This window comes from Mumia sp. Pv4-285 (genome assembly GCF_041320275.1).
GTDB lineage: Bacteria > Actinomycetota > Actinomycetes > Propionibacteriales > Nocardioidaceae > Mumia > Mumia qirimensis.
Window position 1 is genome coordinate 4195750 of the sequence record NZ_CP162023.1, and the last position, 15150, is coordinate 4210899.

Sequence of the window (15150 nt, forward strand, 5' to 3'; positions counted from 1 at the left end):
CGAAACGAAACGGTTTCGTATCGATCTTAGGTCGTGGTGCGCCAAAGCGAAGCTCACCGAGGCGTGGCCTCGCTCACAGTGCCCGTCCGGGTAGCGTCTGGGCCATGGCCGATCTCGCGACGTCCCTCCGCACCGCCCTCGACGGTCCGTACGCCGACGCCCGCGCTGCGGCGCGACAGCTGCTCACGGACACCGGCGTGCTCACCGACCCGACGCTCTCGCTCGAGGACCAGCGCACCCGCACCCGCGACGCCGTGCTCGCTCTCGCCGCGTCCGACGTCCCGGCGGCCGGGTTCGCCAAGGCACACGGCGGCACCGGCGACATCGGCGCCTCGCTCGTCGGGTTCGAGACGCTCGTGTACGCCGACGTCTCCCTCATGGTGAAGTCCGGCGTGCAGTGGGGCCTGTTCGGTGGCGCGATCGAGAACCTCGGCACCGCCCGGCACCACGAGCAGTACCTCCCCGACGTGATCTCCGGCGACCTGCTCGGCTGCTTCGCGATGACCGAGACCGGCCACGGCAGCGACGTGCAGAGCCTCGAGACCACGGCGACCTACGACCCGGCCACGGGAGAGATCGTCGTCGACTCGCCGACGCCGAGCGCCCGCAAGGACTACATCGGAGGCGCCGCGCACGACGCGACGATGGCTGCGGTCTTCGCCCAGCTCGTGACCGCCGGCCCCGGTGAGGAGCCGACCTCGCGTGGCGTCCACTGCGTGCTCGTCCCGATCCGCGACGCGGACGGGCGCGACCTGCCTGGCATCACCACGTCGGACTGCGGGGTCAAGGGCGGCCTCAACGGCGTCGACAACGGACGCATCGTCTTCGACCAGGTGCGGGTCCCCCGGGCCAACCTGCTCGACCAGTACGCCTCGGTGGCCGATGACGGCACCTACTCGTCCCCCATCGATAACCCGAACCGCCGCTTCTTCACGATGCTCGGCACGCTCATCCGCGGCCGGGTCAGCATCGCGGGTGCCAGCGGTGCGGCCTCGCGGCAGGCCCTCGCGATCGCCGTCCGGTACGCGCTCCAGCGCCGCCAGTTCGGCGCCCCCGGTGCGGGTCCCGACGAGGACCACGAGGTTCTGCTCATGGACTACCGCACCCACCAGCGGCGGCTCCTGCCCGCGCTCGCCCGGTCGTACGCGCTCCAGATCGCGCAGAACGAGCTCGTCACGACACTGGCCCGCATCCAGGGTTCCGACGCGGAGGCCGACCCGCGCGAGCAGCGCGAGCTCGAGGCGCTCGCCGCGGGGGTCAAGGCCTACGCGTCGTGGCACGCGAGCGCGACGATCCAGGACTGCCGCGAGGCGTGCGGCGGCGCCGGCTACCTCGCCGCGAACCGGCTGACGACCCTCAAGGCCGACACCGACGTCTTCACGACGTTCGAGGGCGACAACACCGTCCTCATGCAGCTGGTCGGCAAGGAGCTGCTGACGGGGTACGCCGACGAGGTCCGAGGGCTCGACCCGGTCGGGATGGCATCGTTCGCGGTCGCGAACGCCGCCGAGGTGGTGCTCGAGCGTACGCCCGTGGCGCCGCTGGTCGCCCGGCTGCGCGACGCCGCACGGCGCGAGGGCGACGAGCCCGACCTGCTCGACCGCGGCACACAGCTCGCCCTGCTCACCGACCGGGAGGAGCACCTGCTCGAGACCCTGGCGCGGCGGATGCAGTCAGCACGCAAGGACTCCGGCGCGGCGGCGTTCGCGGCGGTGAACAGCGCCCAGGACCACCTCGTGCACCTCGGCCGCGCCCACGTCGAGCGCGTCGTCCTCGACGCGTTCGTGGCGACCGTCGCCGAGGTCGAGGACAACGACGTGCGCGCGGTGCTCGACGCGGTCTGCGACCTCTTCGCGGTCAGCGCCGTCGAGGACGACAAGGCGTGGTTCCTCGAGCACCGGCGGCTCTCGGTGGGGCGGGCCAAGAACGTGACCGTGACGGTCAACGAGCTCTGCGAGAAGCTCCGCCCGCACGCGGCCGACCTCGTCGACGCGTTCGGGATCCCCGAGCACCTGCTCGACGTCGAGATGATGCACTAGCGCCCGGTCTCGAGACGAGCGATCGAGACCTACCCCGCCGCGGTCTCGAAGTCCGCCGTCACCTCGCAGGACACCTCGATGTCGTCCGGTCGGAGTTCCATGCCTCCGCCGCCGGACGGCGCCGCCGCAGCGCGCATCGCGACACCGACGCCGCCACCACCAGCGGCGATGTGCGGCCGCAGCCCTTCCTCGTACAGCGCGGCGAGCCGCACCGCGCCGAGTCCGAGCGCGTCCGCGTAGGCCTGTGCCCGTGCCACGGCGTCCCGCGCGGCCGATGCGCGCACCTGGGCGACGGCGGCATCGCGGCGCACGTCGGTCAGCGCCCAGTCGACGCCTCCGACGGACACCCCGTCGATCAGCGCCACCTTGCTCGCCCATCGCGACAGCGCCCCGAAGTCACGGAACTTCACCCGGACGCCAGCGCTCGCTCGGAAGCGCCGGACCTTGACCTGCTCCTCCTGCGCGCTCGGCTTGATCCACTCGTCGAACGTCCACGCCGAGACCTGGTCTGACCCCCACCAGGTCGCCGCACCTCCGGCGACCTGGTCCTTGGCCCCGGCCACGAGCGTGCCGTGGGCGCGCTCCGCGGCTGTGACGACGTCCTCGCGGCGCGCTGCGGAGAACGAGACCGACAACCGGAGCGTCCCCCGCTCGGCGGGGATGTGCTGGGTGGCGCGTCCGGCCACGGTGATCTTCGGCATGGCCCGAAGACTACGCGAGAGAGGTCAGCCTTCGACCGGCTCGAGGATGCGCTGGAAGAGGACGTGGTCCTGCCAGCGCCCGTCGATCTTCAGGTACTCCTCGGCGACGCCGATCGGTGTGAACCCCGTACGCCTCAGCACCGCCTGGGAGGCCGCGTTGTGCAGCAGCGTCGCCGCCTGGAGACGGTGAAGGCCGAGGCCGGCGGCGTACCCACTGATCGCTTCCACTGCGCCCGTCATCAGGCCGCGCCCGGTGTGGGCGCCGTCCAGCCAGTAGCCGAGGTGGCCGTTGCGGAAGACGCCGAGCACGATGTCGTTGACGTTCACCGAGCCGACCACGTCCTCGCCGTGGAAGATCAGCGAGGTGATGCTCGTCCCGACGATGTCGGAGGCTTCGCGCTGTCCGAGGCGACGCACCTGCTCGTCCACGGTGTAGTAGTCGTCGTCGCGGACCGGCTCCCACCGCGCGAGGTGCTCGCGGTTCCGTACGCACGCCGCTGCAAGCGCCGCCGCGTCACCGACCCGGGCATGACGCAGGAGGTGCCCGTCTCCGAGGTCGACCTCGAGCGCCGTCGATCCCGAGGTCATCCGCGGGGCTTGGAGCGCGCGACTGCCTTCGCCTGGTCGGTGTCCGCGTCGCTGGCGGCGGCGTCGGCGCGCCGAGCGGCCGCGTCGTCGAGCTCGTCCACCACCGCGTCGGCCTCGGCGCTCTCGACCCGCACCTTCTCGGTCTCGGTGCCGGCGACCGTGTCCGCCTGGCCGTCGCTGCTCTGCCGCGGAGGCATCAGCTCGCTCGACGGCGCACTCAGGACAGCACGTGCCGGCGCGACCCGGGCGATCACCGGTGGTGTCTCGCCGACGATCGCGTTGTGCCCGCCGCGCCAGAAGATGTAGCGCGAACCGAGGTTGATCATCGTCGCGAGCCGGTTGCGGTTCCCGAGGAGGAAGTACAGGTGGACGATGATCCACACGACCCACGCGGGGAAGCCGGTCAGCTTGCCGGTGAACTTCGACTCCGCGACGGCCGAGCTGCGGCCGATCGTGGCCATCGTGCCCTTGTCGAAGTACTTGAAGGGCTTGTGGTCCTTGCCGGCGAGACGCTTCTTGATGTCCTCCGCCGCGAACTCGCCGCCCTGCAGCGCCGGCTGAGCCAGCTGTGGCAGCGCGCGGTCGCCGTCCTCGACGGCGACGTCGCCGACGGCGTACACGTTCTCGAGGCCCTGCACGCGGAGGTGGTCGTCGACCATGATGCGGCGGCCTCGGCCGAGCGGGACACCCCAGTCCGCGATGACCGGGTGGGTGGTGATCCCGGAGGCCCACACGACCATGTCGGCGCCGACGAACTCGTCGTCGTTGACGACGACGCCGTCGGGGCGCACCTCCTTGACCGAGGTCTCCAGACGGAGGTCGACGCCACGCTTCTCCAGCGACCTGCGGGTGTAGTCGCGCAGCTTCGGGGAGAACGGGGCGAGCACGTGCGGCGCCATCTCGACGAGCGTGATGTGCACGAGCTGGTTGTCGATCTCGGGGTACGTGACCGGGAGGTCGACGTTGCGCATCTCGGCCAGCGCGCCCGCCGTCTCGACGCCGGTCGCGCCACCGCCGACCACGACGACGCGCAGCTCGCGGTCCTGGCCGTTGACGGCCGCGTCCTCGAGGATCGCGAACAGCCGGTCACGGACGGCGAGCGCCTGCGAGCGCCGGTAGAGCGGCAGCGAGAACTCCTCGGCACCGGGGATGCCGAAGAAGTTGGCCGTCGCACCCGCCGCGATGACCAGGTAGTCGTACGAGAGGGTCAGCCCGCCGTCGAGGTTGATCGTCCGCGTCGAGTGCTCCATCGAGGTGACGGTGCCCTTGAGGAACCTGACGTTCTCCTGCTTCCCGCGCAGCGAGCGGAGGAACCACGTGATGTCGCCGGGGTTCAGGGTCGACGTCGCGACCTGGTAGAGGAGCGGCTGGAACGTGTTGTACGTGTGCCGGTCCACCAGCGTCACGTCGACGTCAGCCCGCTTCAGCGCCCGTACTGCGGATACTCCGCCGAACCCGCCGCCGACGACCACGACGTGGGGTCGCGTGCGCGGCATCACCTGCGATTCGTCCATACTTCGAGCGTACGCCGGGGATTCGGGCACCGCGTATCTGGTCGATCACACGTCCGCCGACGGGTGATGTGCCTCACGTCCCTAGGATTGGGGTATGAGCGATCACTTCGACGTCGTCGTCCTTGGCGCCGGACCGGGCGGCTACGTCGCCGCGATCCGTGCCGCGCAGCTCGGCAAGACCGTGGCTGTCATCGAACCCGAGTACTGGGGAGGTGTCTGCCTCAACGTCGGGTGCATCCCGAGCAAGTCGCTGCTGCGCAACGCGGAGCTGGCGCACATCATCACGCACGAGGCCGAGTCCGTCTTCGGCATCGGCGTCGGTGACGTCACCCTCGACTACGGCAAGGCGTACTCGCGCAGCCGTGAGGTCGCGGACGGCCGCGTCAAGGGCGTCCACTACCTGATGAAGAAGAACAAGATCACCGAGATCCACGGCACGGGCGTCTTCACCGACCCGAAGACGATCGACGTCACCCTCAACGACGGCGGCAGTCAGCAGGTCACGTTCGACGCCTGCATCATCGCGACCGGCTCGTCCACCCGGCTCCTCCCGGGCACGGAGCTGTCGGATCGTGTCGTCACCTACAAGGAGCAGATCCTCGCAGACTCCGTCCCCGAGTCGATCGTCGTCGCCGGAGCGGGCGCGATCGGCGTCGAGTTCGCGTACGTCCTGAGCTCGTACGGCGTCAAGGTCACCATCGTCGAGTTCCTCGACCGCGCCGTCCCCAACGAGGACGCCGACGTGTCCAAGGAGCTCACCCGCGCCTACAAGAAGCTCGGCATCGACATCCTGACCTCGACCCGTGTCGACGCGATCGACGACTCCGGCGACAAGGTCAAGGTCACCGTCACCCGCAACCCGGAGGGCGACGCGAAGCAGGAGGTCCTCGAGGCCGACAAGGTCCTGCAGGCGATCGGCTTCGCACCGCGCAGCGAGGGCATCGGCCTCGAGAAGGCGGGCGTCAACGTCTCGCCGCGCGGCGCGATCGAGATCGACGACTACATGCGGACCAACGTCGACGGCATCTACGCGATCGGCGACGTCACCGCCAAGCTGATGCTCGCCCACGTCGCGGAGGCGCAGGGCGTCGTCGCCGCCGAGACCATCGGCGGCGTCGAGACGTTCCCGCTCGACTACGTGATGATGCCGCGCGCGACCTTCTGCCACCCTCAGATCGCGTCGTTCGGCTACACCGAGGCGCAGGCGCGTGAGCTCGGCTTCGACGTCCAGGTCGACAAGTTCCCGTTCAGCGCGAACGGCAAGGCACCCGGTCTCGCCGACACGGCCGGGTTCGTCAAGCTGGTGACCGACAAGACCTACAAGGAGCTTCTCGGCGCGCACCTCGTCGGCCCCGAGGTCACCGAGATGCTGGGCGAGCTGACGCTGGCGCAGCGCTGGGACCTCACCGCCGACGAGGTGGCCCGCAACGTGCACGCGCACCCCACGCTGTCGGAGGCCGTGCAGGAAGTCATCCACGGGGCCGCCGGACACATGATCAACCTCTGACCGAGGCCCTTCGTACGACGAAAGACCCGGCGTCCCTCCCCGATTCAGGGGAGGAACGCCGGGTCTTCTTGTCAGGTCTTGCGTCAGTGCCGACCGTGGCCGCGCGAGAACTCAGGCTGCGACTGCGGGTTGAGCTCGTCGTACCTGTAGCCCTTCGCACCCGCCAACCTGCGGTCCTTGACCTCGAACACGTCGAAGCCCTTCTGGATGTCGTTCGAGTAGATGTAGCCGTTGTAGTAGTACGCCGACCACGACCCTCCGAGGATCAGCCGGTCCGCGCTGAGCGGGCCGCGGTCGAACCACGCCAGCTCCTTCGGGTTGGCCGAGTCGGTGAAGTCCCACACCGAGATCCCGCCCTGGTACCAGGCCTGGACCATGATGTCCTTGCCCTTGATCGGGATGAGCGATCCGTTGTGGGCCACGCAGTTCTCGGTGTTGGCCTGGGTCCGCGGGATCTTGAAGTAGCTCTTGAAGACGAGCTGGTTGCCACGCTTCAGGTCGTAGATCGCGTCCGCGCCCTTGACCGGACCGACCGTCGGGTTGCAGGTCGGGCCACCGCCGCCGCCGAGCTCGTCGGTGAAGACGACCTTGGTGCCCGCGTTGTTGAACGTCGCCGAGTGCCAGAACGCGAAGTTCGTGGTGTCACGGACCTGCTCGACGACCTTCGGGTTGGCGCGGTCCTTGATGTCGAAGATGACGCCGTCACCCATGCAGGCACCGGCAGCGATGTCCTTCGCCGGGTAGGCCGTGATGTCGTGGCAGCCCGAGGTCGTCGACGAGTAGCCTCCCGGAGGGTTGCCACCGTCGGGGAACACGACCGGCTCGGACACGACTGCGGCAGCGGCCGGGTTCTTCACCGGGATCTTGACGACCGAGATCAGGTCGTGCGGGGGCTGGCAGTCGGGGAACGCCGCGTTCGGCGAGTAGGACGAGACGTACACGAAGAGGTCCCGCTTGTTCTTCGACGGCGCCAGCGTGTGGGTGTGCGAGCCGCACTTGGTCTCGACGGACGCGACGTACTTCGGTGCCGTGGGCCGGCTGATGTCGAAGACCTTCAGGCCCTCCCAGGACGCCTTCTCCGTCGCCGGCAGCGCGACGTTCTCGCACGAGTCGTTGCTGCGACCGGAGTCGGTGCTGAGAACGAGGAGGTCACCGTAGACCGAGACGTCGTTCTGCGAGCCCGGGCAGACCACCTGTGCGACCTGCTTCGGCCGCGAGCCCTTCTTGATGTCGTACACGGTGAAGCCGTTGTAGTTGCCCGCGTAGGCGTAGTCGCCGTTGAAGGCGAGGTCGCTGCTGTACGCGGTCTCCTCGGCGAACGCCCCGTTCTTCGGGATGTTGGCGAGCAGCTTCATGTTGGGGCTGGAGGCCGTCTCGCCGACACCGAGCTGGGTGTCGCTGTCGTCGACGGCGGCAAGGCGCTGCGCCGTCACAGGGGCCGGGGAGGAGCCGTCGTCGGGGACACCCACGGAGGGGCCCGCACCGGCGAGGGACGTGAGAACGAGCGCGCCGGCGCCCGCAGAGATGGTGACTACTCGAGCGAGACGTGGGCTGTGCTTCGGTCTCATGCTGAGGGCCTTCCTCGTGAGGTTTCCCCGAAGCATTGCGCCAAATGCAGAATTCCGCAACGCTTCATGAGTCGGTTCCGTTCCCTGGAGGGAAGATCTTCTTGACGCCACACACCCGCCGTCCGGTCGCGCTGACCCTGGTCGGACTGCTCCTGACCGGCGGCGCGCTGGTGTCGTGCTCCGGCAGCGACGACCCTGACGACGCGGCGGCCACGACCCCGCCGCCGGCGCAGAGCACCGTGCTCCAGCCCGGGCGCCCAGGCGAGTCGAACACGACGCTGGACCCCGAGGACTACCCGCAGGACGCCGAGCAGAACGCGGCCGACGTCGAGTTCATGACGATGATGATCTCCCACCACATGCAGGCGCTGGAGATGACCGAGCTGGCCGAGTCCCGGGCTGCCGACCCGAACGTCCGCAGCCTCGCCGAGCGCATCTCGGCCTCCCAGGGTCCCGAGATCCACGGCATGGTGGCGTGGCTCGAGGCGCGCGAGCTGCCCGTCCCCGAAGGCGCCGACGGGCACGGCGGACACGGTGGACACGGCGCGGCGCCCACTGCCGCACCGGTCCACGGCATGCTCACCCAGGAGGACATGGACGCGCTGGCCGACGCGGACGGCTCCGCGTTCGACCAGCTGTTCCTGCGCGGGATGATCGAGCACCACGAAGGCGCGCTCGCGATGGCGGAGGTGGCTCAGACCGAAGGGGCCGACCTCCTCGTCAGCGAGATCGCGGCCGATGTGGCGTCCGGTCAGGGCGCCGAGATCGCGCGCATGCAGACGCTGCTCGACCAGGTCTCCTGAGCGGACGGCCCTGACGTAAGGCGTCCACGGCCGGTTAGCGTCGCGCGGCGAACCAGGCCGACACGTCGCGGCGCCAGACCAGCACGACGCAGCCGATCTCGGCGGCCAGCCACACGAGTCCGAGCGGCGCGGTGAGCACCGACATCACCATCGCGATGCCGGTGACGACCGTGAACACGATGCGGGTGGCCGGCTGTCGCGACAGCATCGCGAGCGCCGACACCGCTCCGACGACGGCGAGCAGGCCGAGGGCGAGGGAGAGCCAGAACATCATCCGCGCGAACTCGCCCGACGACATGCCGGCCTGCGAGAGCACGTCGCTGTCGCGGATCATCGGCTGCTCCGCGATCAGCGACGCGTACTCCGACGGCGACACCAGGTACAGCAGCGCGTTGGCCCCGAACACCAGCGCCACGAGCCCGGACAGGACCGTCGCGATCACGACGGCCGTCGTCAGGCGACGCGGGCGTACGAGGGCGACCGGCTGCCAGTACGCGGGCGGCTGCTGGCCGTAGGGGCCGGGTTGTCCGTACGGCGGCGGCTGGTGTCCGTACGACGGCTGCTGCTGGTACGGCGGCGGGCCGGGTTGCGACGGCGCGGGAGCCGTGACGGGCCCCGGGGCTGACGCGTACGGGCGTGACGCCGGCGCGGGGACGTCTGCCGACCCCTGGGCGTCGGGCGGGAGGATCGGGGGCGCGGTCGGCGAAGCCTCGACCGGCGGCTCCGGCGGCGGTGCCGCCGGCGGTGGACCGGAGGGCGCCGGCTGTCGCCGCGACGGCGTCGCGGTCTCCCCCGCGAACCAGGCGCGGGCCTCGGCTCCCCAGAGGAACACCACGACGATCACGCCGAGGAGCCCGGGGACGATGCCGGCCGTCCCGGCCACGACGAAGGCGAGGCTCGACAGCGCGGCGAGGACCGTGAGTCCGATCCGTGCGCCGCGGTGCCGCTTCGCCGTCCAGATCGCGAGGACGATCGCCGCAGCCGACAGCGCACCCGCGACCATCAGCGCGATCCGGAGCCAGGTGAGGGCCTGGTCGATGCTCAGTGCGCCGTCGACGGGGCCGGACGCGAGGGCCTCCTCGATCTGCTTGCGCACCTCGGTCGAACCCCAGTCCGACAGCGTGGCGACGACGCTGACCAGCACGATCGCCGAGGCCAGCCCCGCAGCCAGGCAGGCCATCGTCACCTTCTGCGGACGTGCACCGGTCGCGTTCGCCATGGCCCCATCCCATCACGCCGCCGGCCCGCTGTGGCAGGCCGGCGGCATGTGGACGGTTCAGCGCAGTGCGAGCCCGTCCGACGAGGGGTCGCGATCGACGACGACCTCGTCCCCGTCGCGCACCTCGCCGGCGAGCAGCGCACGGGCGAGCGGGTCGCCGATCGCCTGCTGGATCAGCCGCCGCAGGGGACGAGCGCCGTACGTCGGGTCGAACCCGGTGGCGGCCAGCCACGTCTTGGCGTCGTCGGTCACGCTCAGGCGGATCCGGCGCGACTCCAACCGCCGCGACAACGCCTCGATCTGCAGGTCGACGATCCGGGTGAGGTCGTCGATCGACAGCGCGTCGAACATCACGACCTCGTCGAGCCGGTTGAGGAACTCGGGCCGGAACGCCGTGCGTACGACCTCCATCACCTTCTCCCGCTTCACCGCGTCCTCGAGCGCCGGGTCGGCCAGGTAGACGGAGCCCAGGTTCGAGGTGAGGATCAGGATGACGTTGCGGAAGTCGACCGTACGACCCTGCCCGTCCGTGAGGCGCCCGTCGTCCAGCACCTGGAGCAGGATGTCGAACACCTCGGGGTGCGCCTTCTCGACCTCGTCGAGCAGCACGACCGAGTACGGGCGACGGCGCACCGCCTCGGTGAGCTGGCCGCCCTCGTCGTAGCCGACGTAGCCCGGAGGAGCTCCGACCAGGCGCGAGACCGAGTGCTTCTCGGAGTACTCGCTCATGTCGATGCGGACCATGGCCCGCTCGTCGTCGAACAGGAACTCGGCCAGCGCCTTCGCGAGCTCGGTCTTGCCGACGCCGGTCGGCCCGAGGAAGAGGAACGAGCCGGTGGGACGGTTGGGGTCGGCGATGCCGGCACGGGACCGGCGTACGGCGTCCGAGACCGCCTCCACAGCGGTGGTCTGACCGATCAGGCGCTGCCCGAGTTCGGACTCCATCCGCAGCAGCTTGCCGGTCTCGCCCTCGAGCAGACGGCCGGTCGGGATGCCGGTCCAGGCCGCGATCACCTCGGCGATCTCGTCCGGGCCGACCTCCTCGTTGACCATGCGCTCGACCGGCTCGGCGGCCTCGTCGGCCTCCGCCTTCTCGAGCTGCTTCTCCAGGCTCGGGATCTCGCCGTAGTTCAGACGCGCGGCAGTCTCGAGGTCACCGGCGTTCTGGGCGCGCTCCGCCTCACGCCGCAGCTCGTCGATCTTCTGCTTGATCTCGCCGACCTGGTTCAGCCCCGAGCGCTCACGCTCCCAGCGCGCCTCGAGACCGCGCAGCTGCTCCTCGGCGTCCGCGAGCTCGGCGCGCAGCTTGTCGAGCCGCTCCACGCTCGCCTCGTCGGTCTCCTTGGCAAGGTGGAGCTCCTCCATCTTCATGCGGTCGACCGAGCGCCGGAGCGTGTCGATCTCGACCGGGTTGGAGTCGATCTCCATGCGCAGCCGGCTGCTCGCCTCGTCGACGAGGTCGATCGCCTTGTCGGGGAGCTGGCGGCCGCTGATGTAGCGGTCGGACAGCGTCGCGGCCGCCACCAGCGCAGCGTCGGAGATCTCGACCTTGTGGTGCGCCTCGTACGTCTCCTTGAGACCGCGCAGGATCGCGATGGTGTCCTCGACGCTCGGCTCGTCGACCAGCACCTGCTGGAAGCGGCGCTCGAGCGCGGGGTCCTTCTCGATGTTCTCGCGGTACTCGTCGAGCGTCGTCGCGCCCACCATCCGCAGCTCTCCGCGCGCCAGCATCGGCTTGAGCATGTTGCCGGCGTCCATCGCGGAGTCACCGGTCGCACCGGCGCCCACGACGGTGTGGAGCTCGTCGATGAACGTGATGATCTGACCGTCGGAGTCCTTGATCTCCTGGAGCACGGCCTTGAGCCGCTCCTCGAACTCGCCGCGGTACTTCGCGCCCGCCACCATCGCGCCCAGGTCGAGCGAGATCAGTCGGCGGCCCTGCAGGGAGCTCGGCACGTCGCCCGCGACGATGCGCTGCGCGAGGCCTTCGACGACGGCGGTCTTGCCGACGCCGGGCTCACCGATGAGGACCGGGTTGTTCTTCGTACGGCGGGTCAGCACCTGGATCGTGCGGCGGATCTCCGCATCGCGGCCGATCACGGGGTCGAGCTTGCCCTCACGGGCGGTGGCCGTGAGGTCGACGCCGTACTTCTCCAACGCCTGGTACGTGTCCTCGGCGTCCTGGCTCGTCACGCGGGCGGAGCCTCGTACGGTCTGGAACGCTCCGGTCAGCGCCTCGGCGGTGGCGCCGAGACCGTCGAGGACCTCACGGGCCTTCGACTGCACGGTGGCCAGCCCGACCATGAGGTGCTCGGTGGAGACGTACTCGTCGCCGAGCTCACCGGCCAGGTCCTGCGCCCGCTGGAACACCTCGAGGGTCGCGCGGGCGTACGACGGCGTCGCGACGCTCTGACCCGCGGCCGACGGGAGCGCGGAGAGCGCCTCGGCGGTGCGGGCGCGCGCGGTCGCCGGGTCGGCGCCTGCGGCCTGCAGGAGGGGGACGGCGGTGCCGCCGTCGGCGTCCAGCAGCGCGTGGAGCACGTGCACCGGGTCCACGGCGGGGTTGCCTGCGGCAGCGGCGCTCTGGATGGCGGCGCTGATCGCCTGCTGGCTACGGGTGGTGAGCTTGGAAGCGTCCATCGATCTCCCCTGGTTCTCGGTCAGTCAACTAGTACCCAGTTCAACGCACCCAAAGTTGAGTCCATTCCGCTCAACTCTGCTGCGGTCCCACTCCGTCCCCGATTTGTGCAGTTGATCAAGGAGTTCGACCGGCGATTCCTTGATCAGCTGCACAAATCGGGGACGGGACGGTCAGCAGCTGCCGAGGGACTCGCGCACGAGGCGCGTGTAGAGGCGGGCACCGCGCTCGTTCGGGTGCACCCGGTCGGCGGCGAGGAGCGCGTCGCGTCCGGCCACCGCGCCGTGCCAGTCCGCGAGCCGCACGGCGTCGTGGTCGCGCGCCACCCGGCGTACGGAGCTGAGCGCCCCCTTCTGCCACGACCTGCCCGGCACGTACGGCGACACGAGCACGACCTCGTGACCCGCGAGCTGTCGTCGTACGAGCCGGTCGAGGTCGTCGCGGTCGACGAGCCCGTTGGTCCCGGTGCCGATCAGCACCACAGGACCGAGGACACCTCGCGCGGCCGCCTTGCGGACCGCCGCGGCCACGTCCTCGTACTGCCAGCCGACCCTGGCTGTCGCCCGCAGCCTCGCCATCGTGCCCAGGAGCTCCGGCGCCGCAGCGACGAGGACCGAGTCGCCGAACGCGCTGACCCGGACCGACGTGCCGACCGTACGGCAGGTGGCCGGCACCTGCGCCCCGCCTGCCGCCGCCTCGGGATCAGGCGCCACAGGCTCCCCCGCTCCGCCGGCGAGGAGCCGCTGACCGTGCAGCAGGCTCGCCTGCAGCCGGCTCTCGTCGGGCGCGGTGCCGACCGCGGTGACCGCACCCACGAGGACCGCGGCGGACACCGCCACGGCGAGCACCCAGCGGTACGCCGGACGCCGCCGGTGCGCGACCAGCCGCTCGATCGGCGACACCCACCGGCGCAGCGTCAGACCGATCCCGTCCATCCGCATCGGCATCTCGACGAACCGGTACGACGCAGCGGCGACGGCGACGGACGCGCCGACGGCCAGCACGCCCGCCTCCACGGCCCGGTCCGGCGGGGCGATGCGCGTCGCGAGGACGATGAGCGGCCAGTGCCACAGGTAGATCCCGTACGAGCGCGCTCCGACCCAGCGAAGCGGCGCCAGGGAGAGCGCGGCGGCGAACGCGGTCCGGTTGGCTGCGGCGACGACCACGGCACCCGACGCGAGGCTGGCGACGAGGAGCCCGCCGCGGTACGTCACGGGACCCGACCACGAGACCAGGACGGCGTACGCGACGACCACCCCGAGGCCGGTCACGCCGAGCCCGGTCATGACGAGCCGGGTGCGACGCGCCGGCGGCGATCGGTCCGACCGCAGCAGGTGCGGCACCTTGGCCAGCGCGAGCGCCCCGCCGATCAGCAGCCCGAAGACGTGCGTGTCGGTCCCGACGTAGGCGCGCGTCGGGTCACCCGCGTCGTACGTGGCGCCCATCAGCGCAGCAGACACGAGGGCGAGCGCGAGCATCGCTCCGGCGAGCCGGCGCCGTGACATCACCAGCAGGCCGAGCGCGAGGAGCGCGGGCCAGACGACGTAGAACTGCTCCTCGATGCCGAGCGACCACAGGTGGTTGAGGACGGGCGGCTCGCCCTGCTCGGCGTACGCCCACCCCTGCGCGACCTGGAACCAGTTCGACGTCCAGGTCAGACCGCCGAGGACCTGCCAGCGCAGGCCGGCGCCGGTGTCGCGTCCGACGACCAGCGTGAGCGCGGCGACGACCACGATCATCAGCGTCGCGGCGGGCACCAGCCGTCGCGCGCGGCGTACCCAGAACGACGGCAGGTCGAAGTGCTGGGCGCGCGCCGCGTCCTCCATCAGCACCGTGGTGATCAGGAAGCCACTGAGGACGAAGAAGACGTCGACCCCGACGTAACCGCCGGGCAGCCAGGCCGGCGCGACGTGGAACAGCACCACGAGCAGCACGGCGACGGCACGCACGCCGTCGAGACCGGGCGCCGTGGGACGGCGCAGTGACATGCGGGACTTCCTCCGAGACTCACGAGCAGGGTCGGGCACCCGAGGTGACGCCTCTCGACCCCGATCGAGAGTACCGACCGCGCCCCAACCCCCGACCGGCTGCACGGAGCGTCAGTCCATTCTCACCAGCTGTACGCGGCAGGCGGGCGCGCTGCCCGGGTTCACCGAGAGGCCCTCGACCGTGAACGCGGTCTCGACCGCGGTCGGGACCTTGGGGATCACGAGGCGTCTCGCCTTGGCCGTGGTCGTCCCGGGCGGCGCCACGAAGACCGTCACCCGGTAGTCGGCGGTGGCGGCCCGGTTGACGATCACGCCGGTCGCCGTCCAGACCTTCGGATCTGCCGTGGGCAGGCACTGGAACGACAGGAGGTCAGGGACCGCGGGGGGTACGACCGTGGGCGACGCGCTCGCCCCGGCCGACGCGCTGGGGTCTGCCGACGCCGGCGGCTGACTGACGACCGAGCAGCCCGAGAGGCTCGCGACGACCAGGGCCCCGGCGGCGAGTGCGAGGGAGGACGAGCGGCGCATACCGCCATGACACCACGCCCGGACGCCGGTTCCGTGGAGGCACGTCCACGGCGCTGC

General features: G+C 70.7%; 11 protein-coding genes. 3 read left to right on the forward strand and 8 right to left on the reverse strand.

Features of this window, described 5'->3' with window-relative positions; translation table 11 throughout:
* The first annotated feature begins 104 nt into the window (after window positions 1-104).
* Entirely contained in the window at window positions 105-2039 is a 1935-nt protein-coding gene (locus AB3M34_RS20110; protein ID WP_370616611.1) for an acyl-CoA dehydrogenase, read from the forward strand.
* A gap of 29 nt (window positions 2040-2068) precedes the next feature.
* Here AB3M34_RS20110 and AB3M34_RS20115 read toward each other — a convergent pair whose 3' ends face one another.
* The 3 genes from AB3M34_RS20115 to AB3M34_RS20125 are packed head-to-tail and all read right to left on the reverse strand — an operon-like array spanning window position 2069 to window position 4842.
* Window positions 2069-2740, reverse strand: coding sequence for an SIMPL domain-containing protein (locus AB3M34_RS20115; protein ID WP_370616612.1), 672 nt, complete (start codon window positions 2738-2740; stop codon window positions 2069-2071).
* 24 nt (window positions 2741-2764) lie between these two features.
* Window positions 2765-3328: a GNAT family N-acetyltransferase gene (locus tag AB3M34_RS20120; RefSeq protein WP_370616613.1), complete on the reverse strand. Its 564-nt coding sequence runs from the start codon at window positions 3326-3328 to the stop codon at window positions 2765-2767.
* Complete coding sequence (locus AB3M34_RS20125; protein WP_370616614.1) at window positions 3325-4842, reverse strand: NAD(P)/FAD-dependent oxidoreductase; 1518 nt, start codon at window positions 4840-4842, stop codon at window positions 3325-3327. The genes AB3M34_RS20120 and AB3M34_RS20125 overlap by 4 nt, the downstream gene beginning before the upstream one ends.
* 94 nt (window positions 4843-4936) lie before the next feature.
* Here AB3M34_RS20125 and lpdA point away from each other — a divergent pair, with 94 nt between their 5' ends.
* Window positions 4937-6349, forward strand: a complete 1413-nt coding sequence (gene lpdA, locus AB3M34_RS20130; RefSeq protein WP_370616615.1) for a dihydrolipoyl dehydrogenase — start codon at window positions 4937-4939, stop codon at window positions 6347-6349.
* Between the two features lie 83 nt (window positions 6350-6432).
* Here the strand turns inward: lpdA and AB3M34_RS20135 are convergent, their stop codons facing one another.
* Entirely contained in the window at window positions 6433-7917 is a 1485-nt protein-coding gene (locus AB3M34_RS20135) for an LVIVD repeat-containing protein (protein ID WP_370616616.1), read from the reverse strand.
* A 101-nt stretch (window positions 7918-8018) separates the two neighbouring features.
* Between AB3M34_RS20135 and AB3M34_RS20140 the strand changes: the two genes are divergently transcribed.
* Window positions 8019-8720, forward strand: coding sequence for a DUF305 domain-containing protein (locus tag AB3M34_RS20140; RefSeq protein ID WP_370616617.1), 702 nt, complete (start codon window positions 8019-8021; stop codon window positions 8718-8720).
* 34 nt (window positions 8721-8754) lie between these two features.
* On the opposite strand, the gene AB3M34_RS20145 is transcribed toward AB3M34_RS20140, so the two are convergent.
* From AB3M34_RS20145 to AB3M34_RS20160, 4 genes are all read right to left on the reverse strand, one after another.
* A complete protein-coding gene (locus tag AB3M34_RS20145) occupies window positions 8755-9939 on the reverse strand; it encodes a hypothetical protein (RefSeq protein WP_370616618.1) in 1185 nt (394 codons plus the stop codon).
* A gap of 57 nt (window positions 9940-9996) precedes the next feature.
* A complete protein-coding gene (gene clpB / locus AB3M34_RS20150; protein ID WP_370616619.1) occupies window positions 9997-12579 on the reverse strand; it encodes an ATP-dependent chaperone ClpB in 2583 nt (860 codons plus the stop codon).
* A gap of 171 nt (window positions 12580-12750) precedes the next feature.
* Window positions 12751-14565 carry an acyltransferase family protein gene (locus tag AB3M34_RS20155; RefSeq protein ID WP_370616620.1) on the reverse strand — a complete coding sequence of 605 codons (1815 nt, stop codon included), beginning with the start codon at window positions 14563-14565 and terminating at the stop codon, window positions 12751-12753.
* A gap of 111 nt (window positions 14566-14676) precedes the next feature.
* Complete coding sequence (locus tag AB3M34_RS20160; protein ID WP_370616621.1) at window positions 14677-15093, reverse strand: hypothetical protein; 417 nt, start codon at window positions 15091-15093, stop codon at window positions 14677-14679.
* Window positions 15094-15150 lie beyond the last annotated feature (57 nt).

Coding starts and splice junctions, on each gene's coding strand:
- lpdA (WP_370616615.1), top strand. CDS start 4,937: ATGAGCGATCACTTCGACGTCGTCGTCCTTGGCGCCGGACCGGGCGGC.
- AB3M34_RS20115 (WP_370616612.1), bottom strand. CDS start 2,740: ATGCCGAAGATCACCGTGGCCGGACGCGCCACCCAGCACATCCCCGCC.
- AB3M34_RS20110 (WP_370616611.1), top strand. CDS start 105: ATGGCCGATCTCGCGACGTCCCTCCGCACCGCCCTCGACGGTCCGTAC.
- AB3M34_RS20145 (WP_370616618.1), bottom strand. CDS start 9,939: ATGGCGAACGCGACCGGTGCACGTCCGCAGAAGGTGACGATGGCCTGC.
- AB3M34_RS20125 (WP_370616614.1), bottom strand. CDS start 4,842: ATGGACGAATCGCAGGTGATGCCGCGCACGCGACCCCACGTCGTGGTC.
- clpB (WP_370616619.1), bottom strand. CDS start 12,579: ATGGACGCTTCCAAGCTCACCACCCGTAGCCAGCAGGCGATCAGCGCC.
- AB3M34_RS20160 (WP_370616621.1), bottom strand. CDS start 15,093: ATGCGCCGCTCGTCCTCCCTCGCACTCGCCGCCGGGGCCCTGGTCGTC.
- AB3M34_RS20155 (WP_370616620.1), bottom strand. CDS start 14,565: ATGTCACTGCGCCGTCCCACGGCGCCCGGTCTCGACGGCGTGCGTGCC.
- AB3M34_RS20135 (WP_370616616.1), bottom strand. CDS start 7,917: ATGAGACCGAAGCACAGCCCACGTCTCGCTCGAGTAGTCACCATCTCT.
- AB3M34_RS20120 (WP_370616613.1), bottom strand. CDS start 3,328: ATGACCTCGGGATCGACGGCGCTCGAGGTCGACCTCGGAGACGGGCAC.